Origin of the sequence: Capnocytophaga sputigena (genome assembly GCF_900446695.1) — a bacterium.
In the GTDB taxonomy this organism is placed as follows: Bacteria; Bacteroidota; Bacteroidia; order Flavobacteriales; family Flavobacteriaceae; genus Capnocytophaga; species Capnocytophaga sputigena.
Genome location: NZ_UAVP01000003.1, coordinates 152,384 through 167,990 on the forward strand (window position 1 = coordinate 152,384; position 15,607 = coordinate 167,990).

Sequence of the window (15,607 nt, forward strand, 5' to 3'; positions counted from 1 at the left end):
TATAATTTATTAGTTTTCAGTAGATTGCTCAGCAGACACTTCTACTTTAGGTTCTTCTACTTTTTCAGTAGGTTTAGCTTCAACTTTGGCTACTTCTGCTACAATTTCGAATGGGAAATCAACGATTACTTCACGGTGTAAACGGATAGCAGCGTTGTATTTACCTGTACGTTTGATAGTGTTACCTGCGATAGAGATAAATTTTTTATCGATATTGTGACCAGCTTTAGCTAATTCTTGAGCAACATCAGCGTGATTAACAGAACCAAAGAGTTTATCACCAGCACCTACTTTGGCTACAATTTTCACTGCTAAGTTAGCTAGAGCTTTAGCAGTTTTCTTAGCTTCTTCAATGATGTGTTGCTCTTTATAAGCTTTTTGTTTTAAGTTTTCAGCTAATACCTTTTTTGCTGAGGGAGTAGCTAAAATTGCGAATCCTTGCGGAATGAGGTAATTACGACCATAGCCATTCTTTACAGTAACGACATCGTCTTTAAAACCTAAATTATGTACGTCTTGTTTAAGTATAATTTCCATAGTTTCTACTCCTTGTTATTATTTTAATAAATCGGCTACATAAGGCATTAAAGCCAAGTGGCGAGCTCTTTTTACGGCGGTAGCCACTTTGCGTTGGAACTTCAATGAAGTACCAGTAAGGCGACGAGGTAGCAATTTACCTTGTTCGTTCACAAACTTCAAGAGGAAGTCAGCATCTTTGTAATCAATGTATTTAATACCTGATTTTTTAAAGCGACAATATTTCTTTTGTTTAGAAGTGTCGATGTTTAGTGGAGTGAGGTATTTGATATCTCCTTTTTTTTGTTCTACTGCCATTTTCTTACGCTTTTTTAGTGTTTAACTTAGCTCTTCTTTTTTCAGCCCACTCGATGGCGTGCTTGTCTAATTTCACAGTGAGGTAACGCATAACACGTTCGTCACGACGGAATTCCAATTCGAAAGCGTCGATTACTTCACCAGCTACTTTAAATTCAAAGAGGTGATAAAATCCGCTTTTTTTGTTTTGGATTGGGTAAGCTAATTTTTTCAAGCCCCAATTCTCTTTTGCTACAAATTCTGCACCCCTTGAAGTAAGAAAATTTTCAAACTTTTCTACTGCTTCCTTTATCTGAGTTTCAGATAAAACGGGATTCAAAATGAAAACAGTTTCGTATTGATTCATAAAAATAAAATGATTAAATGATTTTTAATTCAGGGCGCAAAAGTAGTATATTTATTTGAAGTAACAAAATAAAATACATTTTTTTTGCAATAAATCAAATTAATTAACTGATAATAAATATATTAATATTCTATTTCTTTCTCTATTAACATCTCTCCCCTATATATTTTTTGGTAACGAGTTAGTTTTTCACCTTTGTAATAACCTATATAGTAGGCACGTTCTTCTTGGTGTGCCTCAGCTTCCTGCTGGCTTATTTCATCATATAGGTAGGTAGAGCGATTCGTCTTTTGTTTGTGCACATCAGAACAGCTAAGGAAATAACGCAGTACGATATCTCCCTTATACAAATAGAGCTTTTGTCCATTCATAGGAATTTCGGCAAAAACCTTTTCTTGTTCAACGGGGGTAATAGGTATTTTAGGCTCAAAAGAGGGATCAGCGTGGAAAGCATATTGAGGATCAATGTATATTTCTGAGCTTTTTATTTTGAACACTTTACGCTCCCAACTATTCCCCAATAAGAAATACTGAAAACCATCCTTTTCTCCACAATACTCATAAGTAAATAAGGATTGCAAGGGAAAGGCTTCGGTAGCTTTTCGCTCTTCTGGCATTTTTTTGCAAGAGAATAAGGCTAACAAAGAGGCTAATAAGGATATTTTTTTCATTCTTTTTTACTAAATATATAGGTATCTGCTTCTTGAAAATTAGGGTATTGCCCTCCAAATACTTCTCTTACTACAATTTTACCGAGGTAACGTTCTAAAGGTAAGTATATATCCTCAGCATCTGTACAAACAAACTCTAAATAAGGCATTTTTAGCAAAGGAGAAGCATCTTTTATAGGATTAAAACATATCTTTAGGTTTCTAAGTGTTTCTATACCTACCAAATCGCTAAGGTCTTCTATCTTGTTTTGCTCTAAGTTCAATTCCTCTAAAGATAAATGCTTCAAAGGAGAAAGGTCTTTTACTTCATTGTGATACAAATATAAAGTATTGAGCTTCTTGAGGGCTTTCAATGGAGATAAATCGCTAATTTGGTTCCTATCTAATTGCAAATATTCAAGATTGGACAACCACGTTAAAGGGGATATATCGGTGATTTGGTTTCTATCCAACCAAAGTTCGGTAAGGTTTTGTAATCGTTGTATGCCCTCGAAAGAAATGAGTTTATTGCACGATAGTTTTAATTCTTTTAGCTTGGATAGTTCGCAAAAAGGAGTTATATCGCTCACTCCACTGTCATAAACCTCTACTTTTTTCAGTTTTTTATACTTGGCAAGAGGCGTATAATCTGTTGCCTTGACATTCAAATAGAGTTTTTGTAGCTTCTCCAAGGGTGGTAAGGATTCTAAATCAGTAATATTCTCCGATAGCAACTCTAATTCCTTTATATTAGGAAACATTTGCAAGTCGGCTAAGTCCTCCGAGTGCAAATCATCGTTATGAATGAGCATTTTGGTAATCAAAGGCGCTCCTTCTTCTTTGACTAACACCCTCCTCCCCTCTTTTACAAGAAGGTCAGCGTGTTTCTTTTTCAGATATTGCTTTACTTTCTGCTCTATGAGCTTGCTTTTAAAGGTAATGTAACTCATTTAGTTTAATTTTAATATTTCTTCAAAACTAAGTATCTCGTATTCTTCGTTCAAGTGATATTTTTCTTTGGTTTGTCTGTACCAAACGTCGTGTTCTTCCTGAAAACCATTAGTATCAGAGGGCGTTCCATCCTTCCAATACATATCTCCTTTGGCTATCTCCATTGCGTTGTGATAGGTAAGCTCGTGTGTAATACAAAACAAAGCCTCAATATCTTTAGGTGGGGTTGCAAAAAGACTATTTTGAGCTAATTTCTCAGTAGCTTCTTCCCTGCTAAGCCCTGCATAGTGCATCATATAGTGCTTGAGCCATTCGCAATAAGAATAGTGGTTATAAATCCAATAATATCGGTCTTCTGTATCTTCATATACTATTCCGTCACACAAGCCATTTTCGTGAGGCTCAGTTCCTATTTGTGCTAATCGTTTTTGTAAGACATTCATTTAGTTATTTTTCTAAAAGTGATTCCATAAAACTTGTTATTCCAGAATAATTCTGTTTTCTTTTCAACCACTGACGTTGGGATACATTGTTCTATGGCGTTCAAATCAACCGTTTTGCCTTCAAAATAGGATTTAGAAAAGACGCTTTTCTTGTATTGGGTCTCCACAAAGTCGGCTGTCTCATCGGCGATAAGCAACTTGCTTCCTGGTTTGGCAACTCGGAGCATTTCGCTCATAGCAAGAGCTTTATCGTTGAAAAAATTGATACCACCGTTGTGAAAAACAATATCAAACATATTATCAGCAAAAGGTAACTCTTCAGCGGGACATTGCACAAGAGTAAGGTTTGTTTTCTTTTGCCACTGTTTCTTACATCTTTTGAGCATTCCCATAGAAATATCAGCTCCTACAAGGTCTATTGTTTTCAGATCAATCCCTTGCGGTAGATAACGCAAGTCTGCCCCTGTACCTATGGAAACATAAAGTACCGAAATAGCATTCTTCCATTCCAAGCGGCTCATCAATTCCGTACGCAGGCGGTCAATGCCATTTCCATACTTGAGTTTTCCTATCCATTTTTCTCCAAAATCATAAAAGAAAGACATCCAATCATACATTTTCATATATTTTTGATTATCTCCACTGACAAAATGGTCATTCATACAGCAAAAAATACCATCTTCTATTTTTATATCAGCTTTTAATATTTGGGATATATCCTTCATTGTATTTATATTTTTAAATTATCTTTTCTTAATCAAAATATCTCCTTCACAAAGCCAAAGAGGTTCATTTTCTATCTTTAACTCCTCCCACCATTGTTTTTCTTCTGTTTCAGCATCATCTACAATACGAAAATTAGCAAAATCTGTACGAGGCGGAGGCAATACAACAATATGCTCTATCTCTTTAGGTTCTAAATGATAAGTATCCGAAAGTTTTTTGAGAAACAATAATTGCTCCAACTCCTTTTTATAGCTTACAAGTGCTTGTTTCTCCTCTTGCAAAAGAGAAACTTCTTTAAGCTGATGAATTGTTTTGTGAAGTTCGTCTTCTATGAGTTGTTTTGCTGTTTTCATTCTTTAGTAAGTTCATCAACCATTGTAATAAGTTTGCTCAAAGTATTAAAATTACGCGTTGTAGCTACTATTTTAAGTCTCTTTTCCACATAATTGTTATTCAATTTAGACCTTGAAGCATCCTTAGGAAGATATAGATATATTTTATCACCCACTATAGCCAATTCTTCTCCATCAAAAGTTTCTTTCTTCAACTTTTCTACTAAATCAGGTGCTAAAACACTATTTGTGAGCGTAAAAAATACCCGAGCTATATCATAATTTTCTCCTATAAAAGGATTCATATCAAGCATTTCCTGTACTTCCTTACGAGTTGCTACAACAGTTGGTAAGTCAGGACCTATATGTTCTTTTATTAATTGGGAGACTTTGGGGGCTATTTCATCACGTATTTTGTCAGATAAGAACACTATATTTCCGCTTTGGATATAAGTGCGTACCCCTTCAAATTCTGAGGAGAGTAATTCTTGTAGCTCTGCCATTTTGGGGATTCTGTTTTTCCCCGTAGGCATTACTCCTCGCAATAAAGCTATATAAGGTTTTTTGTCTTTTGTTTTCATTATTATAATCCGTATTTAGTCCACCCCCCATCGTGCCTTTGACAGTCATCTATCTTCCACTCACCATCTTTTCTAATGATAAGAAAGCGAAACTGATCATCACGATCATTTTGGGTATAGAGGTATATTTTATTTTTAGTTACGGTCTCGCTATCAATGATTTGATGCGCTCTATAAGTACCTCCCTCGTTTAGTGAAAAATGAATTCCCTCAGGACGATAGCCCGCCCTGCGCTTATCGGTACAATACTTTTGGAAGAGGGCTTTGCATTTTTCCTCTACCAAAAGCTCACCCTCTTCTGTATCATCATTCTTGGCAGCAAAAGCCTCCCACTCAGTCATTGCCGCAAAAAAGTCCAAAAGCAGTTGCTTTACTATGGGTAAATCATCAGTAGGGATTGCCGCTGGTTTCTTCTTGCCTGCTATGCGTTGGGCTTGTTCAAAGGCTTTTATCTGCTCCTCAGTGAAAGGTTTATCAAGGTAGAAACTCACCTTGTTATAATGTGCTACTGCCATTAGCCCTTCAAAAGTAACTCGTGTTCTCTTTAGCGAAAGAGACTTCAGGCGTGGTACTTGCAAGACGATTTTTAGTGTCTCATCAGTTACGGGACAACCGTCCAGCGAGATATGGTCAATAGGTTTGTTGGCAAAGTACTTAAAGCCTTCGCCTGTAACTTGCTTATTATCCTCTAAGAAAAGAAGTTTTAGTTTGGGCAAAGTCGCCAAGTACTGGAGGGCTTCATCAGTAATCGCGGTATTGATAAAGCCCATATTGACCAACGACTTTACTTGTACGATCTGTTCAACCATCTCATCTGTTAGGGCGACATCCTTGTAATGATGTCCTTTGCAAAAACGCTCCTCGGTTACTTCCTTGAGCGCGGTTTCTAAGGTTATGGGGCGTTTGTATGTTGCCATAATATTTTATTTTTCTTTTATAGCATTGTAGTAAAGAGCTTCATACATCGGTATAATTTTCTCTTCATCAAAACGAGCTGCTACTTTGCGAGCATTCTGTTTGAATTGCGCCAAGCGGTTTTTATCACTTAAAATATAAATAGCTTTTTCAGCCATTGTTTGCACATCTCCTATGGGGCATAAGTAGCCTGATACACCTTCTTCATTTACCTCCGATAAGCCTCCTGCGTTACTAGACACTACCGGAACGCCCGCAGCCATTGCCTCTAAGGCTGAAAGTCCAAAGCTTTCGGATTCTGAGGGGAGTAAAAACAAATCTGTAAAACATAATATACGGTCTATATCAGATGTGTTTCCCAAGAAGAGTACCTTTTTCTTGATACCTAAATCCTTACATAGCTGGTCGGCTATCTCACGCTCAGGTCCGTCACCTACCATTATCAATTTAGCAGGAAGTTGTTGCTGAATGCCATAGAACACCCTTACTACATCATCTACACGCTTCACTTTCCTGAAATTACTAATATGAGTAACGATAAGTTCATCAGCACTTGCCATTACACTTCTTTTACAAGGAGAAACACTCTCTGTTTTTTGTAATCCAATAAAGTTAGGAATAACTTTTATATCTTTATCTACATTAAAAAGACGCAATGTATCTCGTTTCAAACTCTCTGAAACTGAGGTTACTACATCCGATTCGTTAATGCTAAACGTTACCGCTTCTTTATAAGTGGGGTGATTACCTACAAGAGTAATATCAGTGCCGTGCAGGGTTGTAATCATAGGTACTTCTATTCCTTCACGTTTGAGCATTTGCTTTGCCATATAACCTGCATAAGCATGCGGAATAGCATAATGCACGTGTAAAATATCGATATTGTAAGTCTTTACCACATAAGCCATTTTGCTTGATAACGCTAATTCGTAAGGCTGATAATGAAACAAGGGGTATTCCTCTACGTGTACCTCGTGAAAGTGAATGTTCATTTCCAAGAAGTCTAAACGCACAGGATAACTATAAGTAATAAAGTGTACTTGATGACCTTTACGGGCTAAAGCGAGCCCTAATTCGGTAGCAACGACACCGCTACCTCCAAAGGTAGGATAACACACTATGGCTATATTCATTTTTTTATGTATTAGATAGGCAAAAGTACTATTTTTCTGTTGGGTATAAAAAATATTAACAAAAAATTATATCTTTGCGGTTGGATAACAAGAGATAAAATGAAAAAAACAACTTCTTTTTTAGACACTCATAATGGAGATTTCCTTCTCATAGAAAGTGAAATCATCACAACTAATACAACTTTTTCTAATCTTAGAGAACGTTTTCCAAATAATGAAATATGGGAGGTAGGTACAGGATACTATTGGCTATATTTTTACAATTGTTCTTTTGAAGGAAAACTCTTTGATGTTTCTCTTTGTTTTAAAGGAGAGCTACTAGAATGTTTATGTTTTGCGATGAACGAACGGCAGACTTCGTGGGAAGATTGGAGTGAGGAATATGAATTGAAAACTGAAAAATATTACAAACAATGGATCACAGCCCATATTGGTGATAATCATTCTTTTGAATGGGGAGAAATTGAGGCTCTTTATGACCGTAAAGGAGGACGTACAGCTATTTGGTTAAGTTATAAAAGATGAAATATTCAAACAAATTAAGCCCTTATATAGAAGAAGCCTATCAGCTTTTTTCTACTTATTCGATAGATAAACATCTATCGGTATGTGATTGTGGTAATTGCATTACTCCTACTGAAATAGATGATTTATGCCGTATTCCCCTTAGGGAGCTCTCACTTCAACAAATTAGTACCTACATAGAAGCTATGTTAGTAAGTACAGATAAGGCTATTGTAGAAGTTCATTATTTTCTACCACGTATGCTCGAGTTCCTTTGTGAGGGTAAAGTATTTTATATAGATGAGGGGTTCTCGCTCTCTAAATGTCATTTTGAACGTCTTGACTTGTGGAAAACTCCCGAAATAGATTTTTTAAAGCGGTTTTCTCTCGTTTTTTTTGAAGAAGTTCTCAGTGAAAAATACTCCGAAATCACCACGGCTGAAGATTGGTTGGTTTGTTTTGGATTAGCAGGATTGCCCATTCAACCTTTATTAGACTGTTGGATAGCTAATGCTTATAAAATAAATGCAATTCGTTATTTTGAAGAAATTTTTATGTATAGCTTACAAGCTAGAGGAATAGAGTATCATCATACCTATTTTAAAGACGAACATAGAGAACTGAATATACAAATTACAGAATGGCTTAACAACAGTAAAACATTAAAGATTTTTTATGAAGCTATAGAAAAATTATTATTATCAGATATAGTTTTAAATGAAAAGGTTGTATATCAACTTGAGAATATGTATAATATATTAGAATTTGAATTAAAAAATCGCTAATCATCAATTGATAATAATAAAAAATCCATTATAACACTTTATTTTGTTATAATGGATTTTTTTTGCGGAGAGAGAGGGATTCGAACCCCCGGAGGTGTTACCCTCAACGGTTTTCAAGACCGCCGCATTCGACCGCTCTGCCATCTCTCCAATTGCACAACTGCTATTGTCATTTCAATTATGCGGGTGCAAAGGTACAACTATTTTTATTACTTGCAAATTTTTGAGGTAAAAAATTGCGATGTTTTTTTAACTTATTTTATAACTTATTGTTTTACAAGAAATACAAAAAACAACTTTTAAATGATTAGTTATTCATTGTCGCTAAAAACTCTTCGTTATTTCGAGTTTGTTTGATTTGTTTTTCCATAAACTCCATTGCTTCTATAGGGTTCATATCAGCTAAATATTTACGCAATACCCAGATGCGATTGAGCGTATTTTCCTCTAAAAGCAAATCGTCACGACGAGTAGATGATGCCATTAGATCTATAGCAGGGAAGACACGGCGGTTAGCAATACGGCGGTCTAACTGCAACTCCATATTACCGGTTCCTTTAAACTCTTCAAATATTACCTCATCCATTTTAGAACCTGTTTCAGTAAGTGCGGTAGCTATAATAGAAAGAGAACCACCATTTTCTATATTGCGGGCAGCCCCAAAGAAACGTTTAGGTTTATGAAGTGCATTGGCATCTACCCCACCTGTAAGCACTTTCCCTGAAGCTGGCTGTACAGTGTTATAAGCTCGAGCCAATCGTGTAATAGAATCTAATAGTATCACCACATCGTGACCACATTCTACTAATCGTTTAGCTTTTTCAAGGACTATATTGGCTATTTTCACATGTTCAGAAGCTTCTTTATCAAAGGTAGAGGAAATAATTTCTCCACGTACACTACGTTGCATATCTGTTACCTCTTCAGGACGTTCGTCAATGAGAAGCACCATCAAATATACTTCAGGGTGATTTTTGCTGATAGCATTAGCAATATCCTTCAACAACATTGTTTTCCCCGTTTTAGGTTGTGCTACAATCATTCCACGCTGTCCTTTTCCTATAGGTGCAAAAAGGTCGATAAGACGTGTAGAAATCGTTGCTCCTTTACCTGCTAATTCAAATTTTTCGGTAGGAAAAAGTGGAGTGAGGTGTTCAAAAAGTACGCGATCACGCACTACTTGAGGATCTAAACCATTAATTTTAATCACTTTAAGAAGTGGATAATATTTTTCTCCATCTTTAGGTGGACGTACTTCTCCGTGAACTGTATCTCCTGTTTGCAAACCAAACAAACGGATTTGAGAAGCTGATACATAGATATCATCAGGAGAAGCCAAGTAGTTATAATCAGAAGAGCGCAAGAAACCGTAGCCTTCTGGGGTAATATCCAAAACACCTTCACAATCTACAATACTATCAAACTCAAAATCAGGAGCTCTATAGCGATTTTTTTTCTCCTTATCAAAGTTTTCATTATTGATATTCACATAGTTATAACTACTATTATTTGCAATATTACCATTATTGTTATTATTTGAAGGGAGAGGTGTTTTAGATTGATTATTGTTAGTAGAAGGAGGTGTAGGAGTATTATTTTTTCGTTGAAAATTAGGTTTGGTGTCTGTTTTTATCTCTACTTTATTGTCTTCCGTAGTTTCTTTATTTATTGCATTTTTGGGTAGATTTTCTTGTTTAGAGCTTCCTACTTTTTGAGGGGCATCTATTTTTTTCTTTCGTTCTTTTTTAGATGGTGAGTTAGAGTTTTTAGCTGTTATAGCAGCAGTTTTTTTAGGAAGTTCTTGAGGAATTTGATTAGTTTGATTAGTTTGATTGGTTTGATTGGTTTGTTTTTCTTGAAAATCAATAATTTGATTGATAAGTTCGGGCTTGTTTAAGTAACGATACTTAGGCACATTTAGCCCCTTTGCTATTTCCTGTAATTCAGGTAGCTTTTTAGATTTTAAATCTGTAATGTTAGACATTTTATAAAATAGTTGTTAATAAAGTAAATGATTTTTTTCAGTAGAATAAGATAGTGTTTTTTTCCTCTTTTTAAATTAAGATATTATTGAATAGAATTTTGTAGAGGTACTGAAAACGCGGCAAAGATACGAAATATTTTTGATATACAAAATATTAATTTGCTAAATTGATAGATTATTTATATCTTTGCCGAATAATTTAGATTTTTAAACTAATCAAAGATGAGTAAAGGACCTATTTCTCAATTCATTGAGAAAAACTTTTTACACTTCAATGCAGCAGCTTTAGTAGATGCAGCTAAAGGGTATGAAACCCATATTACTGAAGGCGGAAAAATGCTCGTGGCACTTGCTGGAGCAATGAGTACGGCAGAATTAGGAATTTCACTTGCTGAGATGATTCGTGCGGGCAAAGTAGATATCATCTCGTGTACAGGGGCTAACCTTGAAGAGGATGTAATGAACCTTGTGGCACACTCTCATTACAAACGTGTACCACACTATCGTGACCTCACTCCTGAGCAAGAAAGAGAGCTTCTTGATGGACATTACAATCGTGTAACTGATACTTGTATTCCTGAGGAAGAAGCTTTTCGTCGTTTACAAAAACACTTGGAAGATGTATGGCATGCAGCCGAAAGTAAAGGTGAACGCTATTTCCCTCACGAATTTTTATACCAAGTAGTAAAATCAGGTGTATTAGAGCAATATTACGAAATTGACCCTAAAAATTCTTGGATATTAGCAGCTGCCGAAAAGAATTTACCTATCGTTTGCCCAGGTTGGGAAGATTCAACCACTGGTAATATTTTTGCAGCCAATGTAATCAAAGGGAATTTAAAAGCCTCTACTGTAAAAACTGGTATTGAGTATATGATTTACCTTACTGAGTGGTATCGTGCAAATTCAGGAGGTAAAGGTGTAGGTTTCTTCCAAATAGGAGGTGGTATTGCTGGAGATTTTCCTATTTGCGTAGTACCTATGATGTATCAAGACTTAGAATGGGAAGATGTACCATTTTGGTCATACTTCTGTCAGATTTCTGACTCAACTACTAGCTATGGCTCATACTCAGGAGCTGTACCTAATGAGAAAATCACTTGGGGTAAATTAGATATTGACACCCCTAAATTTATTGTAGAATCGGATGCTACTATTGTAGCTCCACTTATTTTTGCCTATCTTCTTGGCAAATAAGAAATAGAAATAAGAGGTAAGATTTTATTTTTCTTACCTCTTATCTTATATAAAAAACCTCTTTAGGCTGTTCTCTTCTTATAAAAATATACCCTTGATAATATACATTTATACAAGCAGTAACTTTTTCATTTTCTATAAGTTTTCTCCATAAAGGTTCATTTTCTTTTCGGTGAATATTATTGATGATGAAAATACTATCATTGTGCATATAATTCAAATAAAAATCCAAATTTTCTTTCGGATAATTGATAAAAATAAGATCGTAAGTCGTTACAGTTTGTAATTGGGTTACAAGACTACAATTTTCGTTTACAGAGAGTTCCTTTTCATCTGTAAAAATAGTTTTCACTTCCAAATAACGAATTATCTTCAGCAATGAAATAAATTGTTTTCTAGATATCATTGATGGATAATTAGCAAATTCTTTTGGTTTTACTAACTGTTTATTGTACAAACAACGAGTTACAAAGTTGTAGATAAAAGGAGAATGCACTCCGTGTTGATTTGTTGATTTTATAAGAAATTTTAAATAACTTATGAACGACATATTTTTCTATAATTTACAAGCACGGCAAAGATAAAGAAAATTCACGAGTTTATAAATTTACAATTGATTATTTTTTTTGCAGATGTAAAATATTATTTGTACATTTGCAGACTATGAGAGAAATTTTATTTAAATATTTACCCGAAAACGCTGTAACTCCTTGTTTTGAGCTCATTAAGGCAAATAATATTTATTTGCGTATTGTAAACGAGCGAAAAACAAGGCACGGAGATTATCGGCAACTTCCTAACGGGCAACATCTCATTACAATGAATGCTACTGCTAATAAATACCGCTTTTTGATAACCTTTATTCACGAAGTAGCACATTTGATAGCTTTTGAACGGTTTGGCAGACTTATCAAGCCACACGGCAACGAATGGAAATACACTTTCCAACAGCTAATGATACCTTTTATCACTCCAGAAATATTTCCCCAACAATTATTACGTGTATTGCAACGACATTTTTTAAACCCTATGTCCAGCAGTGATGTTGACCCCGTATTGGCTATAGCTCTCAAGCAATTTGACACGAGTGAAAATGTAAGTTTTGTTTATGAAATTCCGATAGGAAGTACATTTCGCATCAAGGATGGACGCGTATTTCGCAAAGGGCAACGCCGCGTGAAATGTTATGATTGTGTAGAAATAAGTTCTGGCAAAAAATACATTTTTCAACCTCACGCTGAGGTTGAACTTATTAAAAGTTAAAAAACTGAATTAAAATATTACAAATATATGGTGAACAATTATTATGCAGTGATTATGGCTGGCGGAGTAGGTTCGCGCTTTTGGCCTGTAAGTACTACTGAATACCCTAAACAATTCCACGATATGCTCGGTACAGGGCAAACGCTCTTACAACGTACTTATTCTCGCTTACAGAAGTTTATTCCACAGGAAAATATTCTTATTCTTACAAACGAACGATACAAAGAAATTGTAGAAGAACAAATTCCTAATATTTTACCTAAAAATTTGGTTTTAGAGCCTTGTATGCGCAATACAGCTCCTTGTATACTCTATGCCGCAATGAAGGTGAACAAGCGCAACCCTAATGGAGTAATGATTGTAGCCCCCAGTGATGCATGGATTGAAGACGAAAAGGCTTTTATGCACAATGTGATTACGTGTTTTAATGCTGCTCAAAAGGCTGATAATATCTTCACTTTAGGAATTGTACCTACCTTCCCTAACACGGGTTACGGCTATATACAATACGATAAAGATGACAAAACCAATATCAAAAAAGTAAATCAGTTTCGTGAAAAACCCGATTACACTACTGCTAAAGAGTTTTTAAAACAAGGTAACTTTTTGTGGAATGCAGGTATTTTTATATGGAGTACCCAAACTGTACTCAACGCTTATAAAGTCTATCAACCTACTATGTATAAACTCTTTGAAAAAGGAGAAGATACTTATAATACTGAAAATGAAGTAGACTTTATAGCTAAAGCCTACCCTGAAGCTGAAAATATATCGGTAGACTATGCTATTTTAGAACCTTCTACTAATATTTACGTACTTCCTGCTAATTTTGATTGGAATGACTTAGGTTCTTGGGGGTCTTTACACGAGAAATCACCAAAAGATAGTGCTCAAAATGCCGTTATCAATGCAAGAGTATTACTCAAAGATGCTGAAAACAATATTATCCGTACTGAAGGGGCTAAATGTGTAGTAATAGATGGACTTAAAGACTACATTGTAGTAGACAGAGATGATGTTTTGCTCATCTACCCAAAAGCAAAAGAACAGAATATTAAGGAAATAGTAAATGAAGTAAAAAGCAAATGGGACTTACATTAAACAAATTACTCCTAGAGAAAGGATATATCACCATCCCTCTTGAACTTACTCTTAATCAACATCTTATAGTGCAAGCCAAAATCAATGGTATTGAAGGACGTTTTATTTTAGACTCAGGAGCTTCTAATACGTGTGTAGGAATAGAATGGATAACCTATTTCAATTTAGAAGCTGAAGATTCAGAAATAAAAGCTGCTGGTGCAGGAGCAAGTGCTATGGAAACACAAGTCGCTATAAAAAATCACTTAGAAATAGGTTCGTTAAGTATTCGCAGGATTCCTTTAGTTTTATTTAATTTGACTCACGTAAACGAAGCATTACAACAATTTAATTTACTTCCCGTACATGGTGTTATAGGAGCTGATTTACTCCTGAAGAAGAAAGCTGTGATAGATTACTCCAAAAAGAAGTTGTATTTACTTCGTTAAAACTTATAAAAAGAGGCTACCAAAATTTTGTTTAGGTAGCCTTTTTTTTCTTCTATGATTTGATATGGAATTTCTTACTTCATCGTCTCTAACTTCCCTTGTGATTTTAGCAGTTCAATTTCTGCCAACTTATAGTCTAACAAGGCAGTAGTATAGTTATTTTTAGCATCAGATAGTGAGCGTTCAGCTTCTAATAAATCAGTGAGAGAAGCTAATCCTTGTCGATAATTGTTTTGAGTATTGAGTAACACCTCTTCAGCGAGTTTTACGTTTTCTTTTTGTGAATCAATAGTAAGGAGGTTATTAGTGAGCTGGCTACGAGCATTTTCATAAGCCAAATCCATTGCCAAACGAGTATCTTTGAGCGTAGCTTCAAGCGCTTGACTTTCTATCTGAGCTTGACGTATTTTGGCACGTGTACCAAAACCTGAGAAAATAGGTATGTTCAATCCTAAAGTGATAGCTGAATAATCAGAACCATATACTTTATCTTTTTTACCGTAAAAAATAGGCGTTTTAGGTCCCATACTCAAATATCCATAGGTAGCTTGCAAAGCTAATGACGGATAAAGTGCTGCGCGTTGTACCTTTACATTAATATCTAAAAGTTGTTTTTGTTTTTCAAGCACTTGCAACTCTATACGATTATTGGTATTTCCTTTATCGAAAGCCAAATCATAATTAGCTTCAAATCCTTCTTTAGGCAATGTAATCGCTTCATTCATAGGCATACCTATCATATATTTAAGTGCATTTTCGGAGAGTTGTAATCCGTTAAGTGCTTGCTGACGTGCCGATTTGAGATTATTTACAGCCACTGTGGTGCGATCGAGATCTATTTTTTTAGATAAACCAGATTGGTTTAATCCTTTTACTACATTAGCTGTTTTCTCGGTAAGTGCCAAATTACTTTCTATATTTTCCAATGTTTGCCGGGTTTGATATACTTGATAGTAAGCTTTGGCTACCTTTTCTATAATATCATTTTCAGTAAGTTGTTGATTGAGTATATAGAATTCACGGGTAGTACGCGCTGCTTTTAGTCCCATAAATACCGATTGATTGAAGAGTACTTGGGTAAGTTTAGCTTCAGCATTAGCAGACCATTTTTGTCCCATTTCCATTTTTAATGGTTCATCACTTGCTGGCATACCTGGAAAAGCAAAGGTACTACCATCAATATAAGTGGCTTGTAATTTAGGATTGTATACCATACCGCCTGAAGCCGAAATATTAGGCAATGCATTAGCACGTACTTCTTGTATCTTATAATTGGCTTTGGTTACTTCTAATCGCGCTTTCTCAGCATCTGCTTTATTTTCTAAAGCATAACGAATAGCCTCTTTTAAAGTCAACTCTTTTTGTTGTGCAAAGCTCACAAAACTGAGGCACAACAAAGCACTCGTAATGATTTTTTTCATTGATATTTGTTTT

Annotated in this window: 20 protein-coding genes and 1 tRNA gene; 6 read left to right on the forward strand and 15 right to left on the reverse strand. The window is 35.3% G+C overall.

All coding sequences use genetic code 11. From position 1 onward, the window contains the following. Window positions 1–9 precede the first annotated feature (9 nt). From rplI to bshA, 11 genes are all read right to left on the reverse strand, one after another. The gene (rplI, locus tag DR017_RS00845) at window positions 10–537 is read right to left on the reverse strand and encodes a 50S ribosomal protein L9 (protein WP_002679071.1); all 528 of its coding nucleotides are present in this window, start codon (window positions 535–537) and stop codon (window positions 10–12) included. A gap of 18 nt (window positions 538–555) precedes the next feature. Beyond that, window positions 556–834 carry a 30S ribosomal protein S18 gene (gene rpsR / locus DR017_RS00850; RefSeq protein ID WP_002671374.1) on the reverse strand — a complete coding sequence of 93 codons (279 nt, stop codon included), beginning with the start codon at window positions 832–834 and terminating at the stop codon, window positions 556–558. A 4-nt stretch (window positions 835–838) separates the two neighbouring features. After that, a complete protein-coding gene (gene rpsF, locus DR017_RS00855) occupies window positions 839–1,180 on the reverse strand; it encodes a 30S ribosomal protein S6 (RefSeq protein WP_002679068.1) in 342 nt (113 codons plus the stop codon). Between the two features lie 122 nt (window positions 1,181–1,302). Continuing rightward, window positions 1,303–1,851, reverse strand: a complete 549-nt coding sequence (locus tag DR017_RS00860; RefSeq protein ID WP_002679053.1) for a hypothetical protein — start codon at window positions 1,849–1,851, stop codon at window positions 1,303–1,305. Next, window positions 1,848–2,780: a leucine-rich repeat domain-containing protein gene (locus DR017_RS00865; protein ID WP_002679157.1), complete on the reverse strand. Its 933-nt coding sequence runs from the start codon at window positions 2,778–2,780 to the stop codon at window positions 1,848–1,850. Before DR017_RS00865 ends, DR017_RS00860 begins: the two co-directional genes overlap by 4 nt. Continuing rightward, window positions 2,781–3,224, reverse strand: a complete 444-nt coding sequence (locus DR017_RS00870; RefSeq protein ID WP_002678940.1) for a hypothetical protein — start codon at window positions 3,222–3,224, stop codon at window positions 2,781–2,783. Further along, entirely contained in the window at window positions 3,221–3,949 is a 729-nt protein-coding gene (locus tag DR017_RS00875; protein WP_002679031.1) for a class I SAM-dependent methyltransferase, read from the reverse strand. Before DR017_RS00875 ends, DR017_RS00870 begins: the two co-directional genes overlap by 4 nt. A gap of 18 nt (window positions 3,950–3,967) precedes the next feature. Further along, window positions 3,968–4,303, reverse strand: coding sequence for a hypothetical protein (locus DR017_RS00880; protein ID WP_002679204.1), 336 nt, complete (start codon window positions 4,301–4,303; stop codon window positions 3,968–3,970). Continuing rightward, complete coding sequence (locus DR017_RS00885; RefSeq protein WP_002679090.1) at window positions 4,300–4,863, reverse strand: DUF1697 domain-containing protein; 564 nt, start codon at window positions 4,861–4,863, stop codon at window positions 4,300–4,302. Before DR017_RS00885 ends, DR017_RS00880 begins: the two co-directional genes overlap by 4 nt. Window positions 4,864–4,865: 2 nt before the next feature. Beyond that, complete coding sequence (locus DR017_RS00890) at window positions 4,866–5,780, reverse strand: NTF2 fold immunity protein (protein ID WP_002679091.1); 915 nt, start codon at window positions 5,778–5,780, stop codon at window positions 4,866–4,868. 6 nt (window positions 5,781–5,786) lie between these two features. Then, window positions 5,787–6,911: an N-acetyl-alpha-D-glucosaminyl L-malate synthase BshA gene (bshA, locus tag DR017_RS00895; RefSeq protein WP_002678930.1), complete on the reverse strand. Its 1,125-nt coding sequence runs from the start codon at window positions 6,909–6,911 to the stop codon at window positions 5,787–5,789. A gap of 99 nt (window positions 6,912–7,010) precedes the next feature. Here bshA and DR017_RS00900 point away from each other — a divergent pair, with 99 nt between their 5' ends. Together DR017_RS00900 and DR017_RS00905 are read left to right on the forward strand one after the other, a co-directional pair. Then, entirely contained in the window at window positions 7,011–7,436 is a 426-nt protein-coding gene (locus tag DR017_RS00900) for a hypothetical protein (protein WP_002679092.1), read from the forward strand. After that, complete coding sequence (locus DR017_RS00905) at window positions 7,433–8,200, forward strand: hypothetical protein (RefSeq protein ID WP_002679000.1); 768 nt, start codon at window positions 7,433–7,435, stop codon at window positions 8,198–8,200. The genes DR017_RS00900 and DR017_RS00905 overlap by 4 nt, the downstream gene beginning before the upstream one ends. Before the next feature lie 65 nt (window positions 8,201–8,265). Here DR017_RS00905 and DR017_RS00910 read toward each other — a convergent pair. Beyond that, window positions 8,266–8,350 (reverse strand) — tRNA-Ser (locus tag DR017_RS00910). Window positions 8,351–8,507: 157 nt separating this feature from the next. Beyond that, window positions 8,508–10,184 (reverse strand): transcription termination factor Rho, encoded by a 1,677-nt coding sequence (rho, locus tag DR017_RS00915; protein WP_002681125.1) that lies wholly within the window; start codon window positions 10,182–10,184, stop codon window positions 8,508–8,510. 222 nt (window positions 10,185–10,406) lie between these two features. Between rho and DR017_RS00920 the strand changes: the two genes are divergently transcribed. Then, window positions 10,407–11,381, forward strand: coding sequence for a deoxyhypusine synthase family protein (locus DR017_RS00920; protein WP_002681113.1), 975 nt, complete (start codon window positions 10,407–10,409; stop codon window positions 11,379–11,381). Between the two features lie 40 nt (window positions 11,382–11,421). Here the strand turns inward: DR017_RS00920 and DR017_RS00925 are convergent, their stop codons facing one another. Continuing rightward, the gene (locus DR017_RS00925) at window positions 11,422–11,931 is read right to left on the reverse strand and encodes a hypothetical protein (protein ID WP_002681224.1); all 510 of its coding nucleotides are present in this window, start codon (window positions 11,929–11,931) and stop codon (window positions 11,422–11,424) included. Window positions 11,932–12,044: 113 nt separating this feature from the next. On the opposite strand from DR017_RS00925, the gene DR017_RS00930 reads away from it, so the two are divergent. From DR017_RS00930 to DR017_RS00940, 3 genes are read left to right on the forward strand one after another with little or no spacing between them, the layout of a single operon-like run. Then, window positions 12,045–12,644: a SprT-like domain-containing protein gene (locus DR017_RS00930; protein WP_002681131.1), complete on the forward strand. Its 600-nt coding sequence runs from the start codon at window positions 12,045–12,047 to the stop codon at window positions 12,642–12,644. A gap of 27 nt (window positions 12,645–12,671) precedes the next feature. Then, the gene (locus tag DR017_RS00935; protein WP_002681226.1) at window positions 12,672–13,745 is read left to right on the forward strand and encodes a mannose-1-phosphate guanylyltransferase; all 1,074 of its coding nucleotides are present in this window, start codon (window positions 12,672–12,674) and stop codon (window positions 13,743–13,745) included. Next, the gene (locus tag DR017_RS00940; protein ID WP_002681146.1) at window positions 13,730–14,173 is read left to right on the forward strand and encodes a retropepsin-like aspartic protease; all 444 of its coding nucleotides are present in this window, start codon (window positions 13,730–13,732) and stop codon (window positions 14,171–14,173) included. The genes DR017_RS00935 and DR017_RS00940 overlap by 16 nt, the downstream gene beginning before the upstream one ends. Window positions 14,174–14,247: 74 nt before the next feature. Here DR017_RS00940 and DR017_RS00945 read toward each other — a convergent pair whose 3' ends face one another. Next, window positions 14,248–15,594, reverse strand: coding sequence for a TolC family protein (locus tag DR017_RS00945; protein WP_002681158.1), 1,347 nt, complete (start codon window positions 15,592–15,594; stop codon window positions 14,248–14,250). Between the last annotated feature and the right edge of the window lie 13 nt (window positions 15,595–15,607).

Bases quoted from the DNA above. Each gene is read 5' to 3' on its own strand.
- DR017_RS00905 (WP_002679000.1), top strand. From the start codon at position 7,433: ATGAAATATTCAAACAAATTAAGCCCTTATATAGAAGAAGCCTATCAG.
- rho (WP_002681125.1), bottom strand. From the start codon at position 10,184: ATGTCTAACATTACAGATTTAAAATCTAAAAAGCTACCTGAATTACAG.
- DR017_RS00900 (WP_002679092.1), top strand. From the start codon at position 7,011: ATGAAAAAAACAACTTCTTTTTTAGACACTCATAATGGAGATTTCCTT.
- bshA (WP_002678930.1), bottom strand. From the start codon at position 6,911: ATGAATATAGCCATAGTGTGTTATCCTACCTTTGGAGGTAGCGGTGTC.
- DR017_RS00870 (WP_002678940.1), bottom strand. From the start codon at position 3,224: ATGAATGTCTTACAAAAACGATTAGCACAAATAGGAACTGAGCCTCAC.
- DR017_RS00875 (WP_002679031.1), bottom strand. From the start codon at position 3,949: ATGAAGGATATATCCCAAATATTAAAAGCTGATATAAAAATAGAAGAT.
- DR017_RS00890 (WP_002679091.1), bottom strand. From the start codon at position 5,780: ATGGCAACATACAAACGCCCCATAACCTTAGAAACCGCGCTCAAGGAA.
- rpsR (WP_002671374.1), bottom strand. From the start codon at position 834: ATGGCAGTAGAACAAAAAAAAGGAGATATCAAATACCTCACTCCACTA.
- DR017_RS00945 (WP_002681158.1), bottom strand. From the start codon at position 15,594: ATGAAAAAAATCATTACGAGTGCTTTGTTGTGCCTCAGTTTTGTGAGC.
- DR017_RS00940 (WP_002681146.1), top strand. From the start codon at position 13,730: ATGGGACTTACATTAAACAAATTACTCCTAGAGAAAGGATATATCACC.
- rplI (WP_002679071.1), bottom strand. From the start codon at position 537: ATGGAAATTATACTTAAACAAGACGTACATAATTTAGGTTTTAAAGAC.
- DR017_RS00930 (WP_002681131.1), top strand. From the start codon at position 12,045: ATGAGAGAAATTTTATTTAAATATTTACCCGAAAACGCTGTAACTCCT.
- rpsF (WP_002679068.1), bottom strand. From the start codon at position 1,180: ATGAATCAATACGAAACTGTTTTCATTTTGAATCCCGTTTTATCTGAA.
- DR017_RS00865 (WP_002679157.1), bottom strand. From the start codon at position 2,780: ATGAGTTACATTACCTTTAAAAGCAAGCTCATAGAGCAGAAAGTAAAG.
- DR017_RS00920 (WP_002681113.1), top strand. From the start codon at position 10,407: ATGAGTAAAGGACCTATTTCTCAATTCATTGAGAAAAACTTTTTACAC.
- DR017_RS00860 (WP_002679053.1), bottom strand. From the start codon at position 1,851: ATGAAAAAAATATCCTTATTAGCCTCTTTGTTAGCCTTATTCTCTTGC.
- DR017_RS00885 (WP_002679090.1), bottom strand. From the start codon at position 4,863: ATGAAAACAAAAGACAAAAAACCTTATATAGCTTTATTGCGAGGAGTA.
- DR017_RS00935 (WP_002681226.1), top strand. From the start codon at position 12,672: ATGGTGAACAATTATTATGCAGTGATTATGGCTGGCGGAGTAGGTTCG.
- DR017_RS00880 (WP_002679204.1), bottom strand. From the start codon at position 4,303: ATGAAAACAGCAAAACAACTCATAGAAGACGAACTTCACAAAACAATT.
- DR017_RS00925 (WP_002681224.1), bottom strand. From the start codon at position 11,931: ATGTCGTTCATAAGTTATTTAAAATTTCTTATAAAATCAACAAATCAA.